Below are 26,089 nucleotides of genomic sequence, written 5' to 3' on the forward strand. Positions count from 1 at the left end.
TATCCCCGTCATTGCGAGCCCGCGCCGCAAGCTGCGGATCGTAAGCCCCGAGCCCTCAATGGCTTGGCCGCTTCGCCGCTCGCAATGACGGTTTAGGCGTTCGGTTTTTTTTGCGGCCCGGATTGGTGAGCACGACGCTCCATCGGGCCCCTCTTTCAGGAGCAATTTTTATGGCTGCCAAAGAAGTTAAGTTTTCCGCCGACGCGCGCGAGCGCATGCTGCGCGGCGTCGACACCCTCGCCAACGCCGTCAAGGTGACGCTCGGCCCGAAGGGCCGCAACGTGCTGATCGAGCGTTCGTTCGGCGCCCCGCGCATCACCAAGGACGGCGTCACCGTCGCCAAGGAGATCCAGCTCGAGGACAAGTTCGAGAACATGGGCGCGCAGATGGTGCGCGAAGTGGCCTCGAAGACCAACGACCTCGCTGGTGACGGCACCACCACCGCCACCGTGCTGGCCCAGGCGATCGTCCGCGAGGGTGCCAAGGCGGTTGCCGCCGGCATGAACCCGATGGACCTGAAGCGCGGCATCGAAACCGCGGTCGCCGCGGTGATCAAGGACATCGAGAAGCGCGCCAAGCCGGTCGCCTCCTCCGCCGAAATCGCCCAGGTCGGCACCATCTCCGCCAATGGCGACGCCGCGATCGGCAAGATGATCGCCCAGGCGATGCAGAAGGTCGGCAATGAGGGCGTGATCACCGTCGAAGAAAACAAGTCGCTGCAGACCGAAGTCGACATCGTCGAAGGCATGAAGTTCGACCGCGGCTACCTGTCGCCCTACTTCGTGACCAACGCCGAGAAGATGACCGCCGAGCTCGACGACGCCTATGTGCTGCTGCACGAGAAGAAGGTGTCGGGCCTGCAGTCGATGCTGCCGGTGCTGGAAGCGGTGGTGCAGTCCGGCAAGCCGCTGCTGATCATCGCCGAGGACGTCGAGGGCGAAGCGCTCGCCACCCTGGTGGTGAACCGTCTGCGCGGCGGCCTCAAGGTCGCGGCCGTCAAGGCGCCGGGCTTCGGTGATCGCCGCAAGGCGATGATGGAAGACATCGCGATCCTGACCGGCGGCCAGCTGATCTCCGAAGACCTCGGCATGAAGCTCGAGAACGTCAACGTGAAGATGCTCGGCCGCGCCAAGAAGGTGGTGATCGACAAGGAAAACACCACCATCGTCAACGGCGCCGGCAAGAAGGCCGACATCGAGGCGCGCGTCACCCAGATCAAGGCGCAGATCGAGGAAACCTCCTCGGACTACGACCGTGAGAAGCTGCAGGAGCGTCTTGCCAAGCTCGCTGGCGGCGTCGCGGTGATCCGCGTCGGTGGCGCCACCGAAGTCGAAGTGAAGGAAAAGAAGGACCGCGTCGAAGACGCGCTCAACGCCACCCGCGCCGCGGTGCAGGAAGGCATCGTTCCGGGCGGCGGCGTTGCGCTGCTGCGCGCCAAGAAGGCGGTCGGCCGCATCAACAACGACAATGCCGACGTGCAGGCCGGCATCAACATCGTGCTGAAGGCGCTGGAAGCCCCGGTGCGCCAGATCGCCGACAACGCCGGTGTCGAAGGCTCGATCGTGGTCGGCAAGATCCTCGAGAGCAAGTCGGAGACCTTCGGTTTCGACGCGCAGAGCGAGGAGTATGTCGAAATGCTCGCCAAGGGCATCGTCGATCCGGCCAAGGTGGTGCGCACCGCACTGCAGGACGCCGCCTCGGTGGCCTCGCTGCTGGTGACCACCGAAGCCATGGTCGCTGAGCTGCCGAAGGCCGACGCCCCGGCGATGCCGGCCGGCGGTGGCATGGGCGGTATGGGGGGCATGGGCTTCTAAGCCCTCCCCCTCCCCTGACAATGTTGCGAAGGCCGCCTCCGGGCGGCCTTCTTTTTTGGCGTGAGGGCGCGGATTTGATAGGACACTGCGTTGCCGATTCAGGTGGTGCGTTCCAGCCACCGATCGATCCAGCCATTTGCCTCGCGAGGACCTCCGATGCGCGCTCTGCTGTTCGGCCTGATCTGCCTGCTTCCCGCCACCTCGCCGCTGCTCGCACAAGGCAAAACACCGCCGAAGGCTCCCGCGATCCCGGCCAGCGAAACCCGCTATTTCACCACCCTGGATGGGCTGCTGGAGGGCAATGCCGACATCATCCTGAAAGAGGTCCGGCAGGGCAAAAACGTGACCGGGGCGACGCTCGACGTCTGCTATCCCGCCGAAAAGGGCTCTGAGCGCAAGGACCGCTTCGTGGTCGATCTCGCCGTCAGCGGCGCCACCATGAGCGGCTCGACCCAGACCCAGGTCGACAAGCTGCCGGTCGCGGTCAAGATGACCCGCAAGCCGACCGGAGACACCTTTGAGTTCAAAGGCGAGGTCACGATCGGCCGCACCACCACGCAGCTGGTCTCGACCGACAATTCCGACCAGTCGGAAAAGGAATTTCTGGAAAGCCATTCCGGCGACGACGTGATCGCAGCGGCGCCCAAGGATTTTACCGAGGTGTCGCCGGAAGCGGTCGCGGTGCGGGTCAAGCTCTATGCCGCGGTCGATTTCCTCAAGAGCCTGAAGGGCCAGAACCTCGCGGTGTCGTTCGCCAGCCTGAACCCGAATTGCGAAGCGCTGCGCGCCGGCCATCAGGTGATCAATATCGCGGTCGATCCCGATCATGCCGCCGCGCTGGTGGCGCGCGCCAAGAGCGCGCCGGGCGTGGTCAGCGCCGGCTGGACCAGCGGCATGGTCGATATGGAGCGCACCATCCGCTTTGCCGCCGCCGAATGGCGCAGCGGCGACAAGGTCAACCGCGACAAGCTGGCGATGGCGGTCGCCGACGTGCTCAGCAAGACCCTGAACGCGACGCTGGCGTCCTCGATCTGGAGCGACGACAGCGGCAAGCTGACACTGACCTTCAAGCGGCCGAGCCCGATCATGCCGGCGCTCGGCCTGACCGAGACCGTGGAGATCACCGCGCTGGCCTCGCCCGACCGTCCGGGCGCCACCGACCAGATGATGCTCTATGTCTCGACCCCGACCGTGACCACCGCCGACGAGGCCAATGGCGCCAAGCTCGGCCTGTCCGACGATTCCTCGCGCGAGGAAGAGACCGAGCCCAAGAGCGACAACAACTCGATCGACGCGCTCGCCAAGGAATTCAAGGCGCAGCGCTGGGACGCCGACAATTCGTCCTGGAAGTGACGCGGTGAGCCGCCATTGACGCACGCCATCCGGAAGCCGCCCCAGGCTCCTGGATGGCGTAGCTTCCGCGCGAGCAGCGGTGACACCCTCGGTATCGCCCGATTTGACACCCCGCGGCGAAGCCGCGATGAACGCCCCACAACAATTTCGGCAGGAAGTGACGATCGATGGCGCGCTATGACGCAGTGGTAATCGGCGCCGGGCTGGGTGGCCTGACCGCCGGGGCGATTTTGGCGCGCCAAGGCCGCAAGGTGCTGGTGATCGAGCGCGGCAATTCGGTCGGCGGCGCGGCGTCGAGCTACAAGGTCGGCGACCTGTTCGTGGAAGGCTCGCTGCAGCTGACCAGCGCCCCGCAGCATCCGCAGGACCCCAAGCATGACGTGCTGACCCGCGCTGGCGTGCTCGACATGGTGGAATGGGTGCCGTCCGGCGCGCTGTACCAGGTGCGCGGCGGCCCGCTCGGCCAGCCATTCGTGCTACCCGATGATTTTGCGCGCGCCCGCGCCGCGCTGATCGCGCGCTTCCCGCACGCTGAAGCCGGCATCACCACGCTGCTCGATGAATTGCAGACCAGTGCCGCCGCGCCCGCGCTGCCGGCCGCTGGCGAACTGTCGCTGGCGCAGCGGCTTCAGCAATTGTTCGGCGACGACGAAGCGGTGAAATGCGCGATCGCCGGCAATCTCTGCTACCTGCATGATGATCCGGCCAAACTGTCCTGGAACGCATTCGCTGCCGTGCAGGGCAGCTTTTTGCAGAGCGGCGGCCGCTTCGTGAAAGGCGGCTCGCAGCGGCTGTCGAGTGCGCTCGCCCGCGCCATCATGCGCGCTGGCGGCGAGGTGCAGCTGCGCCGCGTGGTCAGCGCCATCACGCTCGATGGCAATGGTGCCGCGTGCGGCATCGTGCACACCGCGCGCGATGGCTCCGATCCGCAGCAGGTCGAAGCGGCATGCGTGATCGGCAGCGCCGCGCCGCCGGTGCTGGCTGGGCTGATGCCGGAGACCGCAGCCGCAACCCTGACCGAGAGCTATGCGGCATTGCCGCCCTCGATCTCACTGTTCGCGCTGACGCTCGGCCTGTCGCAGCCGCCGACGCAGTTCGGCGTCGATGCCTATTCCACCCATGTGCTGCCGAGCTGGATGACGCGGCTTGCGGACTACGCGCAGGGCACGCAGCTGATGGCCGGCGAGCCGGACGGACGGCTGCCACCGCTGGCGATCGTCGATTACGCCGCAATCGACTCCGGCGTGCCGACGCCGCCTTATGTGCTGTCGGTGGTCGGGCCCGACAGCCCGGCCAATTGGCAGGGCGTGCCGCCCGACGATTACCGCGCGCGGCGCAGCCGCTGGCAGCAGGCGATCGTCGCGGCGCTGGACGCCCTCTATCCGGGCCTTGCCGACGCGGTGACGCACAGCGCGTTCAACACTGCTTTGTCGGTGCAGCAATATCTCAACGCCCCGGGCGGCGCGGTCTATGGCTTTGCGCCGCTCACCGGCCAACCGGCGCGCTCGCCGCGGACCGTGGTGCCGGGGCTCTATCTGGCCTCGGCATTCGCCGGGCTCGGCGGCTATAGCGGCGTGGTGCAATCGGCCGGCGTGTGCGCCGACCTGATCCTCGGCGACAGCTGATTACTTCCAGATCACCGTCCTGAAGAGGCCGACGCAGCGACCTGATCGCTGCGTCGCGACGCGCATCGCCGCGGGATGCAGCGACGCGCGGCATACGTGCGCGCCTTCGTCTGGCGCCGTCTGTCAATCGCTTAGCCCATTTAGTTCCGCACGCAACGGCTCAACTTTCCGTCAGACGCAATTGGTAGTTGCTACACGGATTTGTTGTGACGGGTGCGCAAATCCGGTTATGGTCGGCGATCAAAAGGCAGCCATGCCAGACAAAAACAGCGCCGCGTAATGGGCGCTGCCAGGGAGGACGAATTGATTTCCAGCCAGGCGCGACGACATACTATTTCCGAGCTGCTGCGGCGCACCGCGCGGCGCATGCCGGACAAGACCGCGGTGATCTGCGGCGAGCTGTCATGGAGCTATCGCCAGTTCGACGAGGTCTGTGATCAGCTCTCGCGCGGCATCGGTTCGCTCGACGTCAAGCCCGGTGACCGCGTCGCGCTGCTGGCGCGCAACTCGCACGCCTTTGCTGCGATGCGCTACGCGGTGGCGCGCGCCGGCGCGGTGCTGGTGCCGATCAACTTCATGCTCAACGCCCAGGAGATCGGCTATATCCTGCGCCATTCCGGCGCGCGGGTGCTGTGCACCGATAGCGGCATGGCGGACACCGCTCGCGCCGCCGCCAAGCTCGACACCAGCGTCGAGCATTTCGTCTGGCTGCCGAGCCTACGCGCTAGCGAGCCGGCGGATGGCATGATCACCTTCGACACGCTGCTGGCGCGCGGCGCTGCGGCGCCAGCGGCATCGGTCGAAATTCCGAACGATGCGCTCGCGCAAATCCTCTACACCAGCGGCACCGAGTCGCTGCCGAAGGGCGCGATGCTGACCCATGACGCGGTGATCGCGCAATATGCCAGCTGCGTGGCGGCCTGCGAGTTCAAGCCGACCGACATCATGGTGCACGCCATGCCGATGTTCCATTGCGCGCAGCTCGACGTGTTTGTCGGGCCAATGGTGCAGCTCGGCGCCACCAATATCATCATCGACGCGCCGGTGCCGGAAACGGTGTTCGACCTGATCGAGCGCTATCAGGCGACCTCGTTCTTCGCGCCGCCGACGGTGTGGATCGCGCTGCTGCGCTCGCCGGCTTTCGATCCGGCGCGGCTGCGCTCGCTGAGCAAAGCCTATTACGGCGCATCGATCATGCCGGTTGCGGTGCTGATGGAAATGCAGGAACGGCTGCCGCAGGTGCGGTTCTGGAACCTGTATGGTCAGACCGAGATTGCGCCGACCGCGACCATTCTCGGCCCTGAGGATCAGATCCGCAAGGCTGGCTCGGCCGGCAAGCCGGTGCTCAATGTCGAAACCCGCGTGATCGACGAATTCGGCAATGACGTCGCGATCGGCGAAGTCGGCGAGATCGTGCATCGCTCGCCGCAACTGATGATCGGTTACTTCCGCGATGAGGAACGCACCGCGCAAGCGTTTGAGGGCGGCTGGTTCCACAGCGGCGATCTCGGCGTGCTCGATGACGAGGGCTATCTCACCGTGGTCGACCGCAAGAAGGACATGATCAAGTCCGGCGGCGAAAACGTCGCCAGCCGCGAGGTCGAAGAAGCGATCTATCTGCTCGATGGCGTGTCCGAAGTGGCGGTGATCGGCCTTGCCGATCCGCGCTGGATCGAAGCGGTGACGGCGATCATCGTGCCGCGCAGCGGCGTCACCCTCACCGAAGAGGAAGTGATCGCGCATTGCAAGAGCAAGCTCGCCGGCTTCAAATCGCCCAAGCGCGTGATCTTCGCCGAAGCGCTGCCGCGCAATCCAAGCGGCAAGATCTTGAAGCGCGACCTGCGCCGGGTTTACGAGGCAACCGCCAGCCAGGCCGCGGAATAGCTTTTCGCGCCGGGAAAAAAACTGCGCAACGCTCAGCCCACATCAGCCTCGGCCGTGGCGGTTCTGATCTGATCAGAACCGCCACGATTGCTGCAAACAGCCGAGCGGACCGACACGGCTCAATCAGGGAGGGATGGCCGGCGACCACCGGCACGGACGGCGCCGCCGCATATGACATCGCGCCTGCGCCGATTGCATTTCAAAAAATGAAAAACAGCAATCTCGGAGGAAACGATGTTCTTTGCGAAAGCCGCGACCGCGGCCGCGCTGTGCGTTGCTATCACTTTCGGGGGCAGCGCCAGCGCGCAAACCGGCAGCGCCGTCAAGATCGGGCTGCTCGGTGATTTCTCTTCGGTCTATTCCGACATTGGCGGTATGGGCAATGTCGAAGCGGTGAAGATGGCGATCGAGGACATGGGCGGCACCATGTTCGGCCGGCCGATCGAATTCATCCACGCCGATGTCCAGAACAAAGCCGACATCGCCGCCTCGCTGGCGCGGCGCTGGTACGAGAACGAGGGCGTCGACATGATCATCGATCTGCCGACCTCAGCAACCGCGCTCGCTGCGATGGAAATGTCGAAGCGCTTTGAGAAGATCATGATCGTCACCGACGCGGCGTCGTCGGACATCACCGGCAAGTCGTGCTCGCCCTACACCGCGCATTGGACCTACGACACCTATTCTAACGCCCACACGGTCGGCAGCGCGATCGTCAAGAATGGCGGCGATACCTGGTTCTTCATCACCGCCGACTATCTGTTCGGCCACTCGATCGAGCGCGACACTGGCGAGGTGGTGAAGGCGGCGGGCGGCAAGGTGCTGGGCAGCGCCCGTCACCCGCTCAACAACGCCGACTTCTCGTCCTATCTGCTGCAGGCGCAATCATCGAAAGCCAAGATCGTCGGCATGGCCAATGGCGGCGGCGACACCATCAACACTATCAAGCAGGCCACCGAATTCGGCCTCGTCGCCGGTGGCCAGAAGCTGGCCGGCATCGTGATGTTCATTTCCGATATTCACAGCCTTGGGCTGAAGATGGCCAAGGGGCTGATCGTCACCGAAGCCTATTATTGGGACCTCAACGATCGCACCCGCGCCTTTGGCAATCGGTTCTTCGAGCGCATGAAGCGGATGCCGACCATGAACCAGGCCGCGACCTACAGCGCCGCGCTGCATTACCTGAAAGCGGCGAAAGCCGCCGGCAGCAAGGACACGGCGCCGGTGCTGGCCAAGATGCGCGAGACGCCGGTGCGCGATGCTTTCACCGACAACGGCTATCTGCGCGAAGACGGCCGCATGGTGCACAGCATGTTCCTGTTCGAGGTCAAGAAGCCCGAAGAGTCGAAAGCGCCCTGGGATTACTACAAGCTGCTGGCCGAAGTGCCGGGCGAGCAGGCGTTCCGGCCGCTCAAGGACGGCAACTGCCCGCTGATCAAGACCAACTGATAGCAACGACCTATTATGCCAACGACGATTGATACCAAGCACTCAGCACGTCATGGCCGGGCCTCGTCCCGGCCATCCACGACTATCATCTTGAACCACTATTAAGACGTGGATGCCCGCGACAAAGCGCGGGCATGACGTGTCGATGGTAGGAACCGCTGGTTTAACTCCCGATGCCCGCACTGGCCACGGGCATCGGCGTCTTGGAGGCTGTGCAAGATTTGCACTTCAGGCCAAGGTCTTGGCCGCGGCCACCAACTTCAGAAAATTATCATTCAAACGCCTGGCCGCTTGCGCAAAGGCCGGCAGCCGCGCCGCGGTGTCGTCGGTGAGCTTCGCGGCGCGCTGCGGCCCGAGCGCGGCATCGAGCGAGGCGGCATAGGCCGGCAGCTCGCGCCATTGCGGTACGGTCTCCGCGGTGATCTCGACATGGTACTGCACGCCATAGGCGTGGCGCCCGACCCGCATCGCCTGCACCGCGCAGGCTTCATTGCCAGCCAGCACCACGGTATCGGGCGGCAAGTGCTGCACCTCGCAACTATGCCACTGAAAGGTCTCGACCGGATTGGCAAAGCCGGCAAATAGCGGATCAGCCAGCCCGTCGGCACTGAGCGTGACCGTGCCGAGCCCGACCTCCGGAGTGCGGCCGAGCCCAACCGTGCCGCCGAGCGCCGCCGCGAGCAGCTGATGGCCAAGGCAAATGCCGAGATAAGGCCGCTGCAGTTCGGTGACGAAGCGTCGAATTGCCGCTTTTTCCGGCACCAGCCAGGGATACTCGGCCTCCTGCCAGACATCCATCGGCCCGCCCATCACCACCAGTGCCTGGTAATTGCTCAGTTCCGGGATCGGCTCGCCTTCATCGAGTTCGACGGCATCCCACTCAATGCCGGCCTCGCGCCAGAATTCGCGGAAAATGCCCGGATGCTCGATCGCGACATGCTGAAAGACCAGAAACCGCATAGTGCCCTTTCCTCATCCTGTGCCGCAGCCGGCGTGCCCCGTTCATGCAAGGAGCCTGCCGACTAACGGCTAGGCCGCGCCGCCCGCTCCGGCTCTTGACGGCGGCGCCCTTTGCCCGCCATCGATGGAGCGCGAAAGGCCGCCGGCGACGGCGCACCCTGGATGTTGCCATGAAACCGTTCGCGACGCCCGAGGCCGCACCGACCGCGATCGGCCACTCGACCAATCTGGTCGGGGTGCCGATGGATTTTCTGGCGCATGCCGGCTTCAACGACCAGCCGGTGCCGCTGCATATCTCCGGCGTGCGCGAGATGAATCCGGCGCTGTTCGAGATGCTGTCTTTGGCCGCCGACCTTGCCGAAGCCGGCGAAGCGTTCACCTGCTACATGATGGCGATGTTCGGCATCGATCCCGAACAGCGCGAGGAAGGCCGGGGCAACGGCCAGCGCCGCTATCGGTCGTCGTTCCTGCGCCTGATCAAAGGCTGGGGCTATGACAGCAACGGCCCGGAAGGCGCGGTGCTGAAAGGCTGGGTGGAAAGCCGGTTCGGCATCTTCCCGACCTTTCACAAGGCGCCGATCCGGCAGATCTCCAGCCGCACCTGGACCACCTATGTGGAAGAGAAGATGTCGAGCCGCTTCCACAACAACGCGATCTACGTGCAGCTCGATCTGCTATACGAGTTCTGCCAATGGGCGTTCGGCCGGTTCGTGGCGCCCGGCGCCAGTCACCTGACCTTGTATCGCGGCGTCAATTCGTTCGAGGAACATCAGATCATCGAGCGGATCGACAAGCATAACGTGCTGCTGCGCCTCAACAACCTCACCTCGTTTTCGTCGGACCGCGATATCGCCGGCTGCTTTGGCGACACCATCCTCACCGCGAAGATTCCGGTTCCAAAAGTGGCGTTCTTCAACACGCTGCTGGCCACCCACCCGCTCAAGGGCGAAAGCGAATATCTGGTGATCGGTGGCGAATGCCGCGTCCATGCCAGCTATTTTTAGCCGAGCTGTTGCTGACATGACCGGAGCCGCGCGATGACCCCCGCCAGCCTCGAAGACCGCGCGCTCGCCGCCTATCTCGGCTTTGCGATCGGCGATGCGCTCGGCGCCACCGTGGAATTCATGACCAAGGGCGAAATCGCCGCGCAATATGGCATCCACCGCGACATCATCGGCGGCGGCTGGCTTAAGCTGAAACCCGGACAGATCACCGACGACACCGAGATGGCGATCGCGCTCGGCCGATCGCTGCTGCGCCACAACGGCCTGGAAGTCGTCGATGTGTGCGAGGAATTCGCCGCCTGGCTGAAAAGCCGGCCGATCGATGTCGGCTCGACCTGCCGGCGCGGCATTCGCCGCTACATCACCGACGGCACGACCCAGGGGCCATATTTTGAGGGCGATGCCGGCAATGGCGCGGCGATGCGGGTGCTGCCGGTGGCGCTGGCGACGGTTGGCCAGCCGGAGACCGCGGAAAGCTGGGCGCTGATCCAGTGCCGCATCACCCATCATCACCCGCTATCCGACGCCGCGGCGATCATGCTGGTGCGCATGGTGCAGCATCTGCTGCAGGGCGGCGACAAGGCCGGCGCGCGCGCCATTGCCGATCAGATCATCGCCGAGCACAGGCTGCTGAAATTCGAGCCCTATGACGGCCAGTCGACCGCCTATGTGGTCGATACGCTCAAAACTGTGCTGCATTATTATTTCAGCACCGACTCCTTTGCCGATTGTCTGGTCGGCACCGTGAACCAGGGCGGCGATGCCGACACCACCGGCGCGCTGGCGGCGATGCTGGCCGGCGCCACTTATGGAATGGCGGCGATCCCGCCAAAATGGCTGGCGCGGCTCGACCGCAAAATCACCGCCGAAATCCGCGCGCAGGTGCCGGGGCTGCTGTCGATCGCCGCTAACGGCGGGTAGCGCTCCTAACCCTCTGGCGATTATGGGCGCGCGGCTGGCGGAGCCACGGAGGCGTCCGGCTGTGCCGTCACGGTAACCGTTTCGTCAGTGTCGAAGAAGGTGCGCGCCGCTGCGGAAAAGCCTTGCGGCGTCTCATACATCAGATGATGAGTCGCGCCTTTGAACTGCACCAGCCAGGCGCCGGGGATAGCCGCCGCTAGCGTCTTCGAGCTGTCAGTACCCACGACATTGTCAGCCGTGCCGACCACCAGCATCACCTGATTGTTGATCAACGGCAGCTTATCGAGCGGCGTTTTCCAATGCGTGGTGGCTTCGACCTGCCGCGCCACGATCGGATCGGGCGGCACGCGGCCGTGCAGCGCCTTGACGACGTTGCTGCCATCGGTCGAGGTCGCGTGAATCAGCGCCTTGTTGAAGCGATCGGGGTACAGCAACAGCAATTGCTGTGTGATCGTGCTGCCCATCGAATAGCCGAGCACATGGCTGCGCTTGACGCCGAGCGCGTCGAGCAGACCGATCACGTCGGCGGCGAACAGCGGATAGCTGAAAGTGGTGTCGTTGGCGGTCGTGTGCCCCATGCCGCGATTGTCCATCAGGATCAGCTGATACTTCTGCGCCAGCGCCTCGACGACCTGGGGCGGCCAGTTCTCGGCGGTGCCGCCCAGCCCCATGATCATCACCATCGGCTCGCCCTGGCCGATCAGCTTGTAGCCGATCGCGATGCCATTGGCGTCGACCTGATAGATCGGGCGGCCCTGCGCGTCCTGCGCGATCTGTTTGCCCGCGGGCAAAATCGGATCGGCAATCGCCAAACCGGCGCCGACCAGCAGCGCGAAGGCATATGACACCAACAACCGAGCGATCTTGGCCATGCGAATCACCTAGCGGGTAGGATTGATCCGGCAAGCGATAGCAAGAATCAGGTCGGATGTCGTTGCGCTGGAGGGAGCCGCTAGGTCCGGCCAGCCTCTGCACATGTCATGGCCGGGCGCGTCCCGCGCCATCCACGTCTTTGAACCAGCGGCACCTTCAATCGTGAGCTAGTCGCTTAAATGATGAGCAACATCTCAGCGCGCCAAGAGGCAGGCAAAGCTCAACTATCCACCTTGAGCGCGGCAATAAAGGCTTCCTGCGGGATTTCGACCTTGCCGAACTGCCGCATCTTCTTTTTGCCTTCCTTCTGCTTCTCGAGCAGCTTGCGCTTACGGGTGATGTCGCCGCCATAGCATTTGGCGGTGACGTCCTTGCGCAGCGCGCGCACCGTCTCGCGCGCGATGATCTTGCCGCCGATCGCCGCCTGAATCGGGATCTGGAACATGTGCGGCGGGATCAGCTCCTTCATCTTCTCGACCATGGCGCGGCCGCGGCTTTCGGCGCGGGTGCGGTGCACCAGCATCGACAGCGCGTCGACCGGCTCGTTGTTGACGAGGATCTGCATCTTGACCAGATCGGCCGCCTTGTAGTCGGTCAGGTGATAGTCGAACGAGGCGTAGCCCTTCGACACGCTTTTCAGCCGATCGTAGAAATCGAACACCACTTCGTTGAGCGGCAGATCGTACTTCACCATGGCGCGGGCGCCGACATAGGTGAGTTCTTTCTGGTTGCCGCGGCGGTCCTGGCACAGCTTCAGCACCGCGCCGAGATACTCGTCCGGCGTCATGATGGTGGCTTCGATCCACGGCTCCTCGATCTCGGCGATCTTCACCACATCCGGCATATCGACCGGGTTGTGAATTTCGAGCTCGGTGCCGTCGGTCATCCGCATCCGGTAGATCACGCTCGGCGCGGTCGCGATCAGATCGAGATCGAATTCGCGCGACAGCCGTTCCTGAATGATCTCCAGATGCAGCAACCCGAGGAAGCCGCAGCGGAAACCGAAGCCGAGCGCCGCCGAGGTTTCCATCTCGAACGAGAAGCTGGCGTCGTTGAGCCGCAGCTTGCCCATTGCGGCGCGCAGCGTTTCAAAGTCGTCGGCATCAACCGGGAACAGTCCGCAGAACACCACCGGCACCGCGGGCTTAAAGCCCGGCAGCATGTCCGACACCGGCTTCTTGTCGTCGGTGATGGTATCGCCGACCCGGGTGTCGGCGACTTCCTTGATCGCCGCGGTGATGAAGCCGACCTCGCCGGGGCCGAGTTCATCGACATTGACCATTTTGGGCGTGAAGAAGCCGACGCGCTCGACATCGTAAGCCGCGCCAGTGCCCATCATGCGGATGCGCTGACCCTTCTTGAGCACGCCATCGACCACGCGCACCAGCACCACCACGCCGAGATAGACGTCGTACCAGCTATCAACCAGCAGCGCCTTCAAGGTGGCGTCGCGGTCGCCCTTGGGCGGCGGCAGCCGGTTGACGATCGCTTCCAGCACGTCGGGCACGCCCAGGCCGGTCTTGGCAGAAATCATCACCGCGTCGGAGGCGTCGAGGCCGATCACGTCCTCGATCTGCTGCTTGATCTTGTCAGGCTCGGCCGCCGGCAGATCGACCTTGTTGAGCACCGGCACGATCTCATGATTGGCGTCGAGCGCGTGATAGACATTGGCCAGCGTCTGCGCTTCCACGCCCTGGCTGGCGTCGACCACCAAAAGCGAGCCTTCGCAGGCGGCCAGTGAGCGCGACACCTCATAGGCGAAGTCGACATGGCCGGGCGTGTCCATCAGATTGAACACGTAGTCCTTGCCGTCCTTGGCGCGGTAAGTGAGGCGCACGGTCTGCGCCTTGATGGTAATGCCGCGCTCGCGCTCGATATCCATCGAATCGAGCACCTGTTCCTTGCCCGCCATTTCACGGTCGGTCATCGCCCCGGTCATCTGGATCAGACGATCGGCCAGCGTCGACTTGCCATGGTCGATATGGGCGACGATGGAGAAATTGCGGATGTTTTCGATGGGTTTGGTGCTCATGGCGGCGGGATAGCATTGGCGCCTCTCACCAGCAAGATGATCCGGCGCGCTTGACGAGCTGTTCCCGGGCGGTGCATCTCGGCGGCGCCCGCCGCGAAAATCAGTTGCAACAATGAAATCTCTCACTGCCCGCCTCCGGCTCGGTTTCGAGCACTGGCTTGACGCATTGCTCGATCCGCGGCGGCAGCACCGTGCGGTGATCTGGACGCTGCTGGCCTATGGCGCGATCTGGACCGCCTACCGGACCATCGCGACGTTGCCGCGCGACATCCATGCCGATGTGTCCGAACTCTATGGCTGGTCGCGCGAGTTGGCGTTCGGCTATGACAAGCACCCACCGTTCAGCGCCGTGGTCGCCAAGGCCTGGCTGACCTTGTTCCCGGTCAGCGACCTCAGCCTGCATCTGCTGGCCACCGCCAATATCGCGCTGACGCTGTACATCGCCTGGCGGACCATGCGCCGTTACCTGTCGCCGGGCAAAACGGTGTTCGGGCTGGCGCTGTTGATGCTGATCCCGTTCTTCAACTTCATCGCGCTGAAATACAACGCCAATGCCGTGCTGCTGCCGCTGTGGGCGCTGACCATCGACGCCTTTCTGCGCGCCTATCAGCAGCGCCAGGCGATCTGGGCCGCCGCTGCCGGCGCCTTGGCCGGGCTGTCGATGCTGGGCAAATACTGGTCGGCGGTGCTGGTGGCGACGCTCGGCCTCGCCGCGCTCGCCGATCCGCGCCGCGGCCAGTTCTTCCGGTCGCCGGCGCCGTGGCTGATGGCCGCGGTGGGGCTCTTGGTGCTGGCGCCGCATCTATGGTGGCTGGTGCAGCACAATTTCCCGACCTTCGCCTATGCGGCGGCGCGCGGCAGCGCCAGCACCTCGGAAAACATCGCCGTCACCGCCGGCTACCTTTTGGGCAATCTCGGCTATATCGCGGTGCCGCTGCTGGCGAGCTTTTGGCTGCTGCGTCCCTCTGCCGCGGCGCTGCGTGACCTCGCCTGGCCGTCCGATCCCGATCGCCGGCTGGTGGTGCTGATCCAGCTCATGCTGATCGCGCTGCCGGCGCCGGCCGCGCTGCTGCTCGGCGCCAAGATCGTGCCGCTGTGGACCATGCCGGCCTGGACGCTGCTGCCGATCGTGCTGCTGGCCTCGCCGCTGATCACCGTGACCCGCGACGCGCTGCGGCCGCTGGTCGCGGGCACCGCTTTGTTCACGCTGGCGATGCTGGCGGCGGCGCCGGGCGTGGCGCTGGCGATCCATCTCACCAACCCGCCCGGCTCGTTCGAATATGCCTCGCTGCTGGCGCAGCGCGTCGAGCAGCAATGGCAGGCGCGCAGCAACAACGCGGTGCCGCTGGTCGCCGGCGACACCGTGCTGGCCGCCAATACCGCGTTTTACCTGAAAACCGCGACCCGCTCGTTCGACACCCGCGATCTGGCGGCGCTGACCGCGACCGCGCGCCGCCAGGGCGCGGTGCTGGTGTGCCCGGCGACCGATTCGGGCTGCATCGCCACCGCCGAGCAGATCACCGCCGGCCAGACGGAAATCGTGCGCAGCGAGGTGCGGCTGTCGCGGCCGTTGTTCGGCTTTGCGGGGGGAACGGTGCGCGACGTGTTCTGGCTGATCGCGCCGGCAGCGCCTTCGCAGCCCTGAGACCAGCACCCGTATCCATGACCGTCATACCCGCGCTTGTCGCGGGTATCCACGTCTTAAAAGCTCTGCAAGATCAAAGACGTGGATGGCCGGGACCAGCCCGGCCATGACGTGCGGAGTGGTTGGTATCAATCGCCATAGGTGAGCGCCGTGGCGGTCGACGCCCCAACGACGAACGTGAAAATCCGCGATCAGCGCGGGCATGACGAGGCTGACGGGAGGGGTTGAGGCGTTCGCGATCGCAGCGGTTCTGCCCAGAACCGCGCAGCGGCTACTCTTCTTCGCCGAATTTGGTGGCCATCAGCTCGGTCAGGGCGTCGAGCGCCTCCTGGGCCTGCGGCCCGACCGCCGAGATCACCACGCTGGTGCCGATCCCGGCCGCCAGCATCATCAGCCCCATGATCGAGGTACCGCCGACCGTTTCGCCATTGCGGGTGACCGAGACCTCGGCATTGAAGCGTTCGACGGTCTGAACGAACTTCGCCGAGGCGCGGGCGTGCAAGCCGCGTTTGTTGGTGATCGGCACTTCGCGCGATACCGAATCGGTGGTCGCCGGAGATTCGGCGGAAACCTGCTGCATGTTGCCTCCGGAACCGATCATTTGCCGGCAAGCACCCGGCTGGCGATCGTCACGTATTTGCGCCCGGCTTCCTGTGCCAGGGCGATCGCTTCGACCAGCGTCCGCTCCTCACGCACTTTGGCGAGCTTCACCAGCATGGGCAAATTGATGCCCGCGAGAACCTCGACCTTTGGCCGACTCATACACGAGATCGCCAGATTGGAGGGGGTGCCTCCAAACATGTCGGTGAGAATCGCCACGCCGTCGCCACTATCGACGCGGTTCACCGCCTCGATGATGTCGCTGCGACACAGATCGGCATCGTCTTCCGCACCGATTGTGATGGCTTCGATTTGTTTTTGCGGCCCCATCACGTGTTCAAGCGCTGCCTTGAATTCGTCGGCAAGGCGCCCATGGGTCACAAGTACCAGACCAATCATCTAAAACTCCACGCGCGTGCGATCGGCGCACCGCGCGAACGGGCCACTTTGACCATCCATAGCCCTCATTCAAGAGGACTGCGCCATTTTTCCGTACTGAACCTTCGTGAGCGGGCGCAGTGGTCTCGTTGGGGCACAATACTGTGATTTATATGGTTACCAAACCCCTTCCGGCAATCATACCTGGACCGGGCTTAAGCGAACCGGTTTACGCGGACACCTCGGCTGTGGTCAGCGCCGCCACCACCACGGGTAGAGCATCAAAGCCGGCGGCAATCGGCAGGCGCGGCAGCTCAATTCCGGCAATGGTGGTGCGCAGCGCCGCCGGTTGCGGCAGCCGCTCGGCATCAGGAGCGGACAGATCGACCACGAGGCCAACCACCGCCTGCGCGGCAAAGTCGCAGCGCCGCACCCCAAGGCCGCGGATCTCGATCAAGCCGGCGAGCGGTTCGGCCGGACTCACCACCAGCCCCTGCGGCGTGGCGGCGACCTCGACCCGGTCGTCGCCGATCAGCACGGTTTTGCCGATCTGACCGGAGCGGCCGGCCAGAATCAGATCGAAAGCGAGCCGCGACTTGCCGGTTCCGGAACGGCCGCGAATCAGAATCGCTCGGTCGCCGACCAATACGGCCGACGCATGAATGCTGGACATGCCGCAAAAACTCCTTGTCAACTCGCGGGCAGCCGGACCACGAAACGCGCGCCGAGCACGGTCGGCTCGCCTTCGGCATCGACTGGCCCGGGGCGGTTCTCAGCCCAGATCTTGCCGCCATGGGCTTCAATGATCTGCTTGGAGATCGATAACCCGAGCCCGGAATTCTGTCCAAATCCCTGATGCGGGCGGTCGGTATAAAACCGCTCGAAGATCTTCTCCAGCGCATCCGGACGAATGCCAGGACCGTCGTCATCGACCACGATCTCAATCTGGTTCTTGCGGCGCCGGCACACGATCCGCACCTTACCGCCGGCGCTGGAGAACGACTGCGCGTTGCTGAGCAGGTTGGCAATCACCTGTCCCAGCCGTGAATCGTGGCCCGGCACCTGGAAGGAATCGCCGGCGGCGCCCTCGAACCGCACCTCGACCGCGACATTATCGCCGAGCCGGGTTTCGTTGGCGACCGAGGTCAGCGTGGTCAGCAGCCGGCGCAGATTGACGGGTGCGGCATCCTGACGCTGCAGCTCGGCATCGAGCCGGCTGGCGTCGGAAATGTCGGAAATCAGCCGGTCGAGCCGTTTGACGTCATGCTCGATCACCTCGAGCAGCCGGGCGCGGCTGCGCTCGTTCTTGGCGAGCGGCAGGGTTTCCACCGCCGAGCGCAACGAGGTCAGCGGGTTCTTCAACTCGTGCGACACGTCGGCGGCGAAACGCTCGATCGCCTCGATGCGGTTGTACAGCGCCTCGGTCATTTCGCGCAGCGCGCCGGACAGATGGCCGATCTCGTCACGGCGCCCGGTGAAATCGGGAATCTTGACGCGGGTCTTGATCCGGCGCCGCACCCGTTCGGCGCTGTCGGCGAGCCGGCGCACCGGGCCGGCGATGGTGGACGCCAGCAGCAGCGACAGCACCATCATCACCGCGGCCGCGACGCCGCCGACCTTGAGGATCGCCAGCCGTTCGGCGGTCACCATCTGATCGATGTCGTCGCCCTGGGTCGACAGCATCAGCGCGCCATGCACCGCGCGGAAGCGCTGCACCGGCACCGACACCGAGACGATCACCTCGCCGCGGTCGGTGATGCGCACCATGGAGCCCTTCTGGCCCTTCAGCGCTTGGCCGACCTCCTGATAGCCGTTGCCGTTCTCCGGGCCGAGCTCGTGATAGAGCGGCAGGTCGCCGCGATTGAGCCAGGTGCGGATCGCAATCATGGTGCGCTCGGCAAAGCCCGGCTTTTCATTGGTGGGCGGCGGCAGATCGAAACGCATCACGTCGCCGCGGCCATACAGGCTGCGGCTGTCCAGGATCAGCACGCCGTCGCGGTCATAGATGCGCGCCCTAGTCTTGGTCGGCGAGATCAGCCGTCGCAGCACCGGCGCGACCCGCTCCGGATTGATCGGGAAATTCAGCACCGCATATTCGTCCGAGGGGCCGTAGCTTTCGCCCGGCTTGAGATCGAGCAGCCGTTCCGGATCGACAGTGATGGAATTGGTTTCGACGGTCGCCGAGGCTGCGATCGCACCCGCTATGATTTCGGCCTGCACCAGCAGGCTCTGCGCGCGGGCATCGATCAGGCCGGCGCGGAATTGCGACAGATAGAGAATGCTCGCCACCAGCGCGATCAGGCCGGCGAGATTGAGCGAGACGATGCGGCGCGTCAGGCTGGAGAAGCTGAGGCTGAAGAAGAACTGCCCGGCGCGGCGCAGCCAGCGCATCGGCCGCGGCCACACCACGCCTCGATTCCCGTCGGTCTGGCCGTCGGGAGCAAGCGGCGGCGACGTGTCGTCCGCGATATCGATCGGGTCAGACTGCGTTCGATCCAGCAATGGGCGACACCGCCAATTGGTTTCACCTTGACCGCGACGCAGCGGCCGGCGTCATCCTACGCCACCGCGGCCGCGTCGTCAGTCATCAATGTGTCCGCCGCAGCGGCTCAGGTTTCCTTGAACCGATAGCCGACGCCATACAGCGTCTCGATCATCTCGAAGTCTTCGTCGACCGCCTTGAACTTCTTGCGCAGCCGCTTGATGTGGCTGTCGATGGTGCGGTCATCGACATAGACCTGATCGTCATAGGCGGCGTCCATCAGCGCGTTGCGGCTTTTCACAACGCCCGGGCGGGTCGCCAGCGCCTGCAGGATCAGAAACTCGGTGACGGTCAGCGTCACCGGCTCATTCTTCCAGGTGCAGGTGTGGCGCTCCGGGTCCATGCGCAGAAAACCGCGATCGAGCGCCTTGGCGTCGTTTTCCTTCGGCAAGGCCGCCGGGTCTTTCGGCGCCGCGCGGCGCAGCACCGCCTTGACGCGCTCCACCAGCAGCCGTTGTGAGAATGGCTTGCGGATGAAATCGTCGGCCCCCATTTTCAAACCGAACAGCTCGTCGATCTCCTCATCCTTGGAGGTGAGGAAGATCACCGGCAGATCCGATTTCTGGCGCAGCCGCCGCAACGTCTCCATGCCGTCCATGCGCGGCATCTTGATGTCGAGGATCGCAAGGTCTGGTGGCGATGTCCGGAAGCCGTCCAGCGCCGAGGCGCCGTCGGTATACGTCATGATGCGATAGCCTTCGGCTTCCAGCGCGATCGAGACGGACGTCAGAATGTTGCGGTCGTCGTCGACCAAGGCGATTGTAGGCATAAGGTTGCTTCCCGAAACGGAGGGACCAAAAGGCGGTCCGCGAAATTGGGCTTGCGAACGCGGCCACGGACAATGCAAGCGCGGCCGAAATGTGACCGAAATGACGGTGCCTGCGCAACCTGTCGTCGGTTTCCCGCCTCATATAACGATTGGGACCATTCAAAATAAGGTCCACGGTCCAATAGAATTGATGGAACGCGATGCAGCCGACCGCCGATTTTGATGCCCCTGCCCTGGTCCGATCGCTGCTGCGCCGTCGCCGGCAAGGCGCACTGGCCACGCTGACCGCGCCGAGCGGCGCGCCCTATTGCTCGCTGGTCAACCTGGCAAGCCACTGGGACGGCTCGCCAATTCTGCTGATTTCCAAGCTGGCGCGCCATACCCGCAATCTGCTCGCCGACCCGCGGGTGTCGTTAATGCTTGATGAGCGCACCGCCGGCGACCCGCTCGAGGGCGCACGTATCACGCTTTCCGGAACAGCGGAGCCCATCGCAGGCGATGCGGTTGCAGCGATCAAGCGGCGCTATCTCAACGTTCATCCGGGCGCCGCAGGTTATGCAGAATTCACTGATTTCAGTTTTTTTGTGATCCGTTCGAGCAGCGTACATTTGGTCGCAGGTTTCGGCCGGATCATCGATCTGCGGCCCGAACAATTCCTCACCGACCTCACCGATACGCATGCATTGATCGCAGACGAGCAAAGCGTCATCGACCACATGAATGACGAGCATTTGGGCACGATGAAACTTTATGCGGAGCTGCTCGGCGGCGCGCCCGGCGACTGGCGCTGCACCGGCTGCGACCCGGATGGCATTGATCTACAAGCAGGCGCGGACACCTTGCGCCTGTCCTTCCCGCAGCGGGTCACCACTTTCGCTGCACTGCGAAAAGCCCTGCAGGATAGCGCGGACCGCGCGCGAGCTACAGTTGGAAAACTTGATTCTAGTCAAACCACGCGGCCGGAATAGCGCGATGTTGCGGGGGGCGGGTTGGCAAAACCATCAATCAACACTATTAGTTCGCCACCGGAGTCGGGCGGTATATTGACGGTTGCCGCAGCATACCCGCGTTCGCGCAGATGGCGCATTTTTTGTGCGGGTTCGATGGAGGACATTTCGTGATCGAGACGGGCGTACGGAACGGTGCCTATGGCGCCGACAAATTCGGCTTAAAAAATCTCAAGGCCGTGAACTGGAATCTGGGCGCGCCGCAGCTCTACGAATACGCGCTCCGCGCTGGCGAAGCGGTTATTACGGCCGACGGTGCGCTGTGCGCCGAAACTGGGGTTTTTACGGGCCGCAGCCCGAAGGACAAGTTCACGGTGCGCGACGCTACCACCGAGAATACGGTGTGGTGGGGTAGCAATCAGTCAATCACTGCTGATCAGTTCGAGACGTTGTATCAGGACTTCCTGAAGCACGCCGAGGGCAAGTCGCTGTTCGCGCAGGACCTGTATGGCGGTGCCGATCCGACCTTCCGGATCAAGACCCGCGTCTTTACTGAACTCGCCTGGCACTCACTGTTCATTCGCACGCTGCTGCGCCGCCCCGAGCGCGCCGAGCTGGACAGCTTCGTTCCCGAGCTGACGCTGATCAATCTGCCGAGCTTCAAGGCCGATCCCAAGCGCCACGGCTGCCGTTCCGAAAACGTCGTCGCCATCGATTTTGCCCGCAAGATCGTTCTGATCGGCGGCACCGAATACGCCGGCGAGATCAAGAAGTCGGTGTTCACCACGCTCAACTACTACCTGCCCGAGAAGGGCGTGCTGCCGATGCACTGCTCGGCCAATGTCGGCCCGGATGGCGACACCGCGATCTTCTTCGGCCTGTCCGGCACCGGCAAGACCACGCTGTCGGCCGACCCGAACCGCACCCTGATCGGCGACGACGAACACGGCTGGGGCAAGGACGGTGTCTTCAACTTCGAAGGCGGCTGCTACGCCAAGTGCATCAAGCTGTCGAAGGACGCCGAGCCGGAAATCTTCGCCGCCGCGTCGCGCTTCGGCGCCGTGCTGGAAAACGTCGTGCTCGATCCGGTGACGCGCACTCCCGACTTCGACGATGGCTCGAAGACCGAGAACACCCGCGCCGCCTATCCGCTGGAGTCGATCCCGAACGCTTCGATGACCGGCCGCGCCGGCCAGCCGAAGAACGTGGTGATGCTGGCTGCCGACGCCTTCGGCGTGATGCCGCCGATCGCCAAGCTGACCCCGGCGCAGGCGATGTATCACTTCCTGTCCGGCTACACCGCCAAGGTCGCCGGCACCGAGCGCGGCATCACCGAGCCGACCCCGGAATTCTCGACCTGCTTCGGTTCGCCGTTCCTGCCGCGCGATCCGGCCGCCTATGGCAACATGCTGCGCGAGCTGATTGCCAAGAACGGCGTTGACTGCTGGCTGGTCAACACCGGCTGGACCGGCGGCAAGTACGGCACCGGCCATCGCATGCCGATCAAGGTGACCCGTGCGCTTCTGACCGCCGCGCTGAACGGCAGCCTGCGCAACGCCGAGTTCCGCACCGACCCATATTTCGGCTTCGCGGTGCCGACCGCACTGCCGGGCGTGCCGAGCGACATCCTGGAGCCGGCCAAGACCTGGGCCGACAAGGCCGAATTCGACAAGACCGCGCGCGCGCTGGTCGGGATGTTCCAGAAGAACTTCACCAAGTTCGAGTCCAAGGTCGACGCCGAGGTGCTGGCAGCAGCGCCCGAGGCCAAGCTCGCGGCCGAATAACAGCTTCCATCGAAGAAGTGCGATTGAGGGCGGCCTTCGGGTCGCCCTTTTTCATTGCCGCACCGGGGTGGCGCTGCCGAGCTGGACAGGCGGCACTCGCCGGCGACTGCTACCATCGGGTCGTATCAATGACCGTCATACCCGCGCTTGTCGCGGGTATCCACGTCTTGAAATCGCTGCAAGATGGTCCTCCCCGTGTGCGGAGGGTGGCCGCCCCGATGCTCATCGGGTCGGATGGGTGGGGCCAGCCGGCCAAAGGCTGGGGTGCTGGAAAACGGATGGATCACTCTGAGCGAGCCCCCCACCCCGGCGCTTCGCGCCGACCCTCCCCACCGCTACGCGGGGGGAGGGAAAGCAGCGCCGCCGTCTCTAACACACGCGCCAAGCCAACAAGTGCCAAGCCAACAGTGCCAAGCCAACAGTGCCAAGCCACATCGCCAGAATCAAAAACCCCGCCGAACCGGGTTCGGCGGGGTTTTGGTGGCAGTCCGCGGCGGAGGTTAGTGCGCGGGCTGCAAAGTGCCTTGTTCCTGGCGGGCGATCGCGCCCTTCACGGCCGCCTGCACCTTTTCAAAAGCCCGCACCTCGATCTGGCGGACGCGCTCGCGCGACACGCCGAATTCGGCAGCGAGATCTTCCAGCGTCATCGGCTCTTCGGCGAGACGACGCGCCTCGAAGATGCGCCGTTCGCGGGCGTTCAGCACCCCGATCGCACCCTTGAGCGCAGCGCGGCGATGATCGAGCTCTTCATGCTCGGCCATCACGGTTTCCTGGCTCGGCGACTGATCGACCAGCCAGTCCTGCCATTCCCCGGGCTCGCCATCATCACGGATCGGCGCGTTCAGCGAGGCGTCGCCGCCCAGGCGCCGGTTCATGTCGACCACGTCCTGCTCGGTGACGCCGAGCCGGCTCGCGATTAGCTTGACCTGATCCGGATGCAGATCGCCCTCTTCCAGCGCGGAAATCCGGCTCTTGGCCTTGCGCAGGTTGAAGAACAGCTTCTTCTGGTTCGCCGTGGTGCCCATCTTCACCAGCGACCACGAGCGCAGGATGTATTCCTGGATCGAGGCCTTGATCCACCACATGGCGTAGGTCGCCAGCCGAAATCCCTTTTCCGGCTCGAACCGCTTGACGGCCTGCATCAGCCCGACATTGCCTTCCGACACCACTTCGGAGATCGGCAGGCCGTAGCCGCGGTACCCCATCGCGATCTTGGCGACGAGCCGCAAATGGCTGGTGACGAGCTTATGCGCGGCGTCGCGATCGTCATGTTCGCGCCAGCGCTTCGCAAGCATGTATTCCTGCTCGGGTTCGAGCATCGGAAACTTGCGGATCTCAGCAAGATATCTAGATAGACCGGACTCTCCGTTGAGAACCGGAAGTGTGGCTGCACGGGCCATTCAGCGCCCTCCAAGGTTCAGGCCCCCGAGATCGGCGGGCCAGGCAGTGGTCGCTTTGTAAAAAGCCGACCGGCCTGCGAGGTTCCGCGTTGGGACATCCAACGCACCCTGAATATACACGCGATTTCCGCGAGCTTGGAAGGAGAACGACTCTCAAGTCGCCGTGAGCAGGGCTCAAGCGACTGGTATATTTAACTTTTTCCGAATGGTCTGCGTCATTCAGCCGCTTGCAGCGCGGCCTGTAGCGCCGCCAGATCGGCCGGCAACTCAGAGGTCCATTCGAGAATCTCGCCGCTGACCGGGTGCTCCAATACCAAAAGGTAGGCATGGAGCGCCTGGCGTCCCAGCGTTTCCAGCGCGCTGCGCGCGCCTGGCACCAGCGAACTGGCCTTGGTCTTGAAGTGTGGTCCATAGACCGCATCGCCAAGCAGCGGATGGCCGATATGGGCCAGATGCACGCGGATTTGATGGGTGCGCCCGGTTTCGAGCTGGCAGCCGATCAGCGCCGCCACCGGCTTGCCGCTGCGGCCGTCAAAGCGCTCCAGCACCTCCCAATGGGTGATGGCCTCGCGGCCGCCCTCGCGCACCGCCATCTTCTCGCGGCTGAACGGATGGCGGTCGATCGGCGCGGCGATGGTGCCGTACGGCCGGTTCGGCACGCCCCAGACGAAGGCCTGGTAGCCGCGGCGTAGCGCGCCGGTGCGGCCGTGATCGGCAAATTGCTCGCTCAAGGACTGGTGGGCGCGGTCGTTCTTGGCGGCCACCATCAAGCCGGTGGTGTCCTTGTCGAGCCGGTGCACGATGCCCGGCCGCCGCACCCCGCCGATCCCGGACAGGCTGGCGCCGCAATGGGCGATCAAGGCATTGACCAGCGTGCCGCTGTCATGGCCGGCGCCGGGATGCACCACCAGGCCGCGCGGCTTGTCGATGACGATGATGTCGTCGTCCTCATAGACCACATTGAGCGGGATGTTCTCGGCTTCCGGCTCGGCCGCCACCGCCGGCGGCACGTCGATTGTGATCGTATCGCCCGCGGCGACGTGATAAGCGGGGTCGCGAAGCGGGGTCGCTCCGATCGCCACCCGCCCGGCGAGGATCAGCGCTTTCAGCCGCGAACGCGACAGATCCGGCACCCGCGATGCGAGCATACGGTCCAACCGTACTTCTCCTTCGTCGCCGGCGACCGTGATGCGGAGCAATCGACCTTCGTTCCCAGATGGGTTTTCCACGCGTGAGCCTTGCATGACTGAAACTGTTGCGCCCGAACCGACCCCCGAGCAAGCCGCGCTGTTCGCGCGCGTGCGGCGGATGATGCTGATTGCGGGCCTGACGACGGCGCTGGCGGTTTGCGCCGTGCTGATCGCCATCGGCTATCGTCTTTTTCGCGCCGAGGGAAGCGCCCCGACCGTGACCGCCGAGGTCACCGCCGCTTTGCCGAAGGGCGCGCGGGTGGTGTCGACCGCGGTAGCCGGCGAACGGCTGGTGGTGACGCTTGATGTCGGCGGCGCGGTCGAGATTCGCACCTTCGACGCCCGCACCTTAAAGCCCACCGGCCGGCTGACCTTCGTCAACGTGCCCTGAGCCGGATTTTTCCCGCGCGCGGCTGAACAAGCGGCGGCGCGGACCCGCACCGACAAAATCGCCAAGCGGCGCGTGATCGCCGCCGCTGCATCTGGATATCCGCAACCACCATCTTGCGGACCGCGCGTTTCAAGGCTATTCCCTTGCCACGCTGCTCCCTTCGTCTAGCGGTCAGGACGTCGCCCTCTCACGGCGAAAACAGGAGTTCGATTCTCCTAGGGAGCGCCATTTCCCCCTGCAGCGCGATCTTTCAATCACCCGCACGGCACCCGTCTGCTTTGACGCGGACTTGCGTTGCCGCGTGCTGTGTCAGCACCCCGATCCGTTGTTTGCGACTTGAGATCACTGATCCGCCCCAGTACATCTACTGGTTGCCTTATTTATTCGCCGCAACCATAGTCATCTGGAAGCAGTCCGGATGGGAGGGGCGCCATGAGTTCGACAGCTGCAACGCCCCGATCGTCCCTGTTCAAAAATCCGCTGCGCAGTCTGCGGCTGCGCACGACGGCTCGTATGCCGGCTACCGAC

At 64.4% G+C, this 26,089-nt stretch carries 22 protein-coding genes and 1 tRNA gene; 12 read left to right on the plus strand and 11 right to left on the minus strand.

Annotation, left to right across the window (positions count from 1 at the left end; all coding sequences use genetic code 11):
- The first annotated feature begins 170 nt into the window (after window positions 1-170).
- The 5 genes from groL to BJ122_RS04035 all read left to right on the plus strand — a co-directional run bounded on the left by groL (window position 171) and on the right by BJ122_RS04035 (window position 8,125).
- The gene (gene groL, locus BJ122_RS04015; protein ID WP_110779865.1) at window positions 171-1,814 is read left to right on the plus strand and encodes a chaperonin GroEL; all 1,644 of its coding nucleotides are present in this window, start codon (window positions 171-173) and stop codon (window positions 1,812-1,814) included.
- A 156-nt stretch (window positions 1,815-1,970) separates the two neighbouring features.
- Window positions 1,971-3,167, plus strand: coding sequence for a hypothetical protein (locus BJ122_RS04020; RefSeq protein WP_110779866.1), 1,197 nt, complete (start codon window positions 1,971-1,973; stop codon window positions 3,165-3,167).
- Between the two features lie 167 nt (window positions 3,168-3,334).
- A complete protein-coding gene (locus tag BJ122_RS04025; RefSeq protein ID WP_110779867.1) occupies window positions 3,335-4,792 on the plus strand; it encodes a phytoene desaturase family protein in 1,458 nt (485 codons plus the stop codon).
- Between the two features lie 279 nt (window positions 4,793-5,071).
- On the plus strand, window positions 5,072-6,676 hold the full coding sequence (locus BJ122_RS04030) for an acyl-CoA synthetase (RefSeq protein ID WP_181418873.1): 1,605 nt from the start codon (window positions 5,072-5,074) through the stop codon (window positions 6,674-6,676).
- A gap of 234 nt (window positions 6,677-6,910) precedes the next feature.
- Entirely contained in the window at window positions 6,911-8,125 is a 1,215-nt protein-coding gene (locus BJ122_RS04035) for an ABC transporter substrate-binding protein (RefSeq protein WP_110779868.1), read from the plus strand.
- Window positions 8,126-8,353: 228 nt separating this feature from the next.
- Here the strand turns inward: BJ122_RS04035 and BJ122_RS04040 are convergent, their stop codons facing one another.
- Entirely contained in the window at window positions 8,354-9,085 is a 732-nt protein-coding gene (locus tag BJ122_RS04040) for a type 1 glutamine amidotransferase (protein WP_110779869.1), read from the minus strand.
- A gap of 170 nt (window positions 9,086-9,255) precedes the next feature.
- Here BJ122_RS04040 and BJ122_RS04045 point away from each other — a divergent pair, with 170 nt between their 5' ends.
- Complete coding sequence (locus tag BJ122_RS04045; protein ID WP_110779870.1) at window positions 9,256-10,089, plus strand: NAD(+)--dinitrogen-reductase ADP-D-ribosyltransferase; 834 nt, start codon at window positions 9,256-9,258, stop codon at window positions 10,087-10,089.
- A 33-nt stretch (window positions 10,090-10,122) separates the two neighbouring features.
- A complete protein-coding gene (gene draG, locus BJ122_RS04050) occupies window positions 10,123-11,010 on the plus strand; it encodes an ADP-ribosyl-[dinitrogen reductase] hydrolase (RefSeq protein ID WP_110779871.1) in 888 nt (295 codons plus the stop codon).
- Window positions 11,011-11,030: 20 nt separating this feature from the next.
- Here draG and BJ122_RS04055 read toward each other — a convergent pair whose 3' ends face one another.
- Both BJ122_RS04055 and lepA read right to left on the minus strand, forming a co-directional pair.
- A complete protein-coding gene (locus BJ122_RS04055) occupies window positions 11,031-11,882 on the minus strand; it encodes an alpha/beta fold hydrolase (RefSeq protein ID WP_110779872.1) in 852 nt (283 codons plus the stop codon).
- A gap of 221 nt (window positions 11,883-12,103) precedes the next feature.
- Window positions 12,104-13,915 (minus strand): translation elongation factor 4, encoded by a 1,812-nt coding sequence (gene lepA, locus BJ122_RS04060; RefSeq protein ID WP_110779873.1) that lies wholly within the window; start codon window positions 13,913-13,915, stop codon window positions 12,104-12,106.
- A gap of 112 nt (window positions 13,916-14,027) precedes the next feature.
- Between lepA and BJ122_RS04065 the strand changes: the two genes are divergently transcribed.
- Window positions 14,028-15,560, plus strand: coding sequence for a glycosyltransferase family 39 protein (locus tag BJ122_RS04065; protein ID WP_110779874.1), 1,533 nt, complete (start codon window positions 14,028-14,030; stop codon window positions 15,558-15,560).
- A gap of 271 nt (window positions 15,561-15,831) precedes the next feature.
- Here the strand turns inward: BJ122_RS04065 and BJ122_RS04070 are convergent, their stop codons facing one another.
- The 5 genes from BJ122_RS04070 to BJ122_RS04090 all read right to left on the minus strand — a co-directional run bounded on the left by BJ122_RS04070 (window position 15,832) and on the right by BJ122_RS04090 (window position 19,849).
- Entirely contained in the window at window positions 15,832-16,140 is a 309-nt protein-coding gene (locus BJ122_RS04070; RefSeq protein WP_110779995.1) for an HPr family phosphocarrier protein, read from the minus strand.
- 17 nt (window positions 16,141-16,157) lie between these two features.
- Window positions 16,158-16,559, minus strand: coding sequence for a PTS sugar transporter subunit IIA (locus BJ122_RS04075; protein ID WP_027278503.1), 402 nt, complete (start codon window positions 16,557-16,559; stop codon window positions 16,158-16,160).
- A gap of 208 nt (window positions 16,560-16,767) precedes the next feature.
- Complete coding sequence (locus BJ122_RS04080; protein WP_110779875.1) at window positions 16,768-17,211, minus strand: HPr kinase/phosphorylase; 444 nt, start codon at window positions 17,209-17,211, stop codon at window positions 16,768-16,770.
- A 17-nt stretch (window positions 17,212-17,228) separates the two neighbouring features.
- Window positions 17,229-18,929, minus strand: coding sequence for a sensor histidine kinase (locus tag BJ122_RS04085; protein ID WP_245407613.1), 1,701 nt, complete (start codon window positions 18,927-18,929; stop codon window positions 17,229-17,231).
- A gap of 218 nt (window positions 18,930-19,147) precedes the next feature.
- Window positions 19,148-19,849, minus strand: coding sequence for a response regulator transcription factor (locus BJ122_RS04090; protein ID WP_110779877.1), 702 nt, complete (start codon window positions 19,847-19,849; stop codon window positions 19,148-19,150).
- Window positions 19,850-20,049: 200 nt separating this feature from the next.
- Between BJ122_RS04090 and BJ122_RS04095 the strand changes: the two genes are divergently transcribed.
- Window positions 20,050-20,817 (plus strand): HugZ family pyridoxamine 5'-phosphate oxidase, encoded by a 768-nt coding sequence (locus BJ122_RS04095; protein WP_110779878.1) that lies wholly within the window; start codon window positions 20,050-20,052, stop codon window positions 20,815-20,817.
- On the opposite strand, the gene BJ122_RS19175 is transcribed toward BJ122_RS04095, so the two are convergent.
- On the minus strand, window positions 20,796-20,963 hold the full coding sequence (locus BJ122_RS19175) for a hypothetical protein (protein WP_181418874.1): 168 nt from the start codon (window positions 20,961-20,963) through the stop codon (window positions 20,796-20,798). The genes BJ122_RS04095 and BJ122_RS19175 overlap by 22 nt on opposite strands.
- 3 nt (window positions 20,964-20,966) lie before the next feature.
- On the opposite strand from BJ122_RS19175, the gene BJ122_RS04100 reads away from it, so the two are divergent.
- Window positions 20,967-22,580, plus strand: a complete 1,614-nt coding sequence (locus BJ122_RS04100; RefSeq protein ID WP_110779996.1) for a phosphoenolpyruvate carboxykinase — start codon at window positions 20,967-20,969, stop codon at window positions 22,578-22,580.
- Between the two features lie 500 nt (window positions 22,581-23,080).
- Here BJ122_RS04100 and rpoH read toward each other — a convergent pair whose 3' ends face one another.
- Together rpoH and BJ122_RS04110 are read right to left on the minus strand one after the other, a co-directional pair.
- The gene (gene rpoH, locus BJ122_RS04105; protein ID WP_110779879.1) at window positions 23,081-23,980 is read right to left on the minus strand and encodes an RNA polymerase sigma factor RpoH; all 900 of its coding nucleotides are present in this window, start codon (window positions 23,978-23,980) and stop codon (window positions 23,081-23,083) included.
- 215 nt (window positions 23,981-24,195) lie between these two features.
- Complete coding sequence (locus BJ122_RS04110; RefSeq protein ID WP_430694752.1) at window positions 24,196-25,224, minus strand: RluA family pseudouridine synthase; 1,029 nt, start codon at window positions 25,222-25,224, stop codon at window positions 24,196-24,198.
- Between BJ122_RS04110 and BJ122_RS04115 the strand changes: the two genes are divergently transcribed.
- Together BJ122_RS04115 and BJ122_RS04120 are read left to right on the plus strand one after the other, a co-directional pair.
- A complete protein-coding gene (locus tag BJ122_RS04115; protein WP_245407602.1) occupies window positions 25,223-25,561 on the plus strand; it encodes a hypothetical protein in 339 nt (112 codons plus the stop codon). The two genes, BJ122_RS04110 and BJ122_RS04115, sit on opposite strands and share 2 nt — an antisense overlap.
- Window positions 25,562-25,714: 153 nt before the next feature.
- A tRNA-Glu gene (locus tag BJ122_RS04120) sits at window positions 25,715-25,789 on the plus strand.
- Window positions 25,790-26,089: the final 300 nt, after the last annotated feature.

This window comes from Rhodopseudomonas faecalis (assembly GCF_003217325.1).
GTDB lineage: Bacteria > Pseudomonadota > Alphaproteobacteria > Rhizobiales > Xanthobacteraceae > Rhodopseudomonas > Rhodopseudomonas faecalis.

What these genes read in the sequence shown, in the direction of transcription:
- groL (WP_110779865.1), top strand. Translation starts at nt 171, where the DNA reads ATGGCTGCCAAAGAAGTTAAGTTTTCCGCCGACGCGCGCGAGCGCATG.
- BJ122_RS04020 (WP_110779866.1), top strand. Translation starts at nt 1,971, where the DNA reads ATGCGCGCTCTGCTGTTCGGCCTGATCTGCCTGCTTCCCGCCACCTCG.
- BJ122_RS04025 (WP_110779867.1), top strand. Translation starts at nt 3,335, where the DNA reads ATGGCGCGCTATGACGCAGTGGTAATCGGCGCCGGGCTGGGTGGCCTG.
- BJ122_RS04030 (WP_181418873.1), top strand. Translation starts at nt 5,072, where the DNA reads ATGGGCGCTGCCAGGGAGGACGAATTGATTTCCAGCCAGGCGCGACGA.
- BJ122_RS04035 (WP_110779868.1), top strand. Translation starts at nt 6,911, where the DNA reads ATGTTCTTTGCGAAAGCCGCGACCGCGGCCGCGCTGTGCGTTGCTATC.
- BJ122_RS04040 (WP_110779869.1), bottom strand. Translation starts at nt 9,085, where the DNA reads ATGCGGTTTCTGGTCTTTCAGCATGTCGCGATCGAGCATCCGGGCATT.
- BJ122_RS04045 (WP_110779870.1), top strand. Translation starts at nt 9,256, where the DNA reads ATGAAACCGTTCGCGACGCCCGAGGCCGCACCGACCGCGATCGGCCAC.
- draG (WP_110779871.1), top strand. Translation starts at nt 10,123, where the DNA reads ATGACCCCCGCCAGCCTCGAAGACCGCGCGCTCGCCGCCTATCTCGGC.
- BJ122_RS04055 (WP_110779872.1), bottom strand. Translation starts at nt 11,882, where the DNA reads ATGGCCAAGATCGCTCGGTTGTTGGTGTCATATGCCTTCGCGCTGCTG.
- lepA (WP_110779873.1), bottom strand. Translation starts at nt 13,915, where the DNA reads ATGAGCACCAAACCCATCGAAAACATCCGCAATTTCTCCATCGTCGCC.
- BJ122_RS04065 (WP_110779874.1), top strand. Translation starts at nt 14,028, where the DNA reads ATGAAATCTCTCACTGCCCGCCTCCGGCTCGGTTTCGAGCACTGGCTT.
- BJ122_RS04070 (WP_110779995.1), bottom strand. Translation starts at nt 16,140, where the DNA reads ATGCAGCAGGTTTCCGCCGAATCTCCGGCGACCACCGATTCGGTATCG.
- BJ122_RS04075 (WP_027278503.1), bottom strand. Translation starts at nt 16,559, where the DNA reads ATGATTGGTCTGGTACTTGTGACCCATGGGCGCCTTGCCGACGAATTC.
- BJ122_RS04080 (WP_110779875.1), bottom strand. Translation starts at nt 17,211, where the DNA reads ATGTCCAGCATTCATGCGTCGGCCGTATTGGTCGGCGACCGAGCGATT.
- BJ122_RS04085 (WP_245407613.1), bottom strand. Translation starts at nt 18,929, where the DNA reads ATGCGCTGGCTGCGCCGCGCCGGGCAGTTCTTCTTCAGCCTCAGCTTC.
- BJ122_RS04090 (WP_110779877.1), bottom strand. Translation starts at nt 19,849, where the DNA reads ATGCCTACAATCGCCTTGGTCGACGACGACCGCAACATTCTGACGTCC.
- BJ122_RS04095 (WP_110779878.1), top strand. Translation starts at nt 20,050, where the DNA reads ATGCAGCCGACCGCCGATTTTGATGCCCCTGCCCTGGTCCGATCGCTG.
- BJ122_RS19175 (WP_181418874.1), bottom strand. Translation starts at nt 20,963, where the DNA reads ATGTCCTCCATCGAACCCGCACAAAAAATGCGCCATCTGCGCGAACGC.
- rpoH (WP_110779879.1), bottom strand. Translation starts at nt 23,980, where the DNA reads ATGGCCCGTGCAGCCACACTTCCGGTTCTCAACGGAGAGTCCGGTCTA.
- BJ122_RS04115 (WP_245407602.1), top strand. Translation starts at nt 25,223, where the DNA reads ATGACTGAAACTGTTGCGCCCGAACCGACCCCCGAGCAAGCCGCGCTG.
- BJ122_RS04110 (WP_430694752.1), bottom strand. Translation starts at nt 25,224, where the DNA reads ATGCAAGGCTCACGCGTGGAAAACCCATCTGGGAACGAAGGTCGATTG.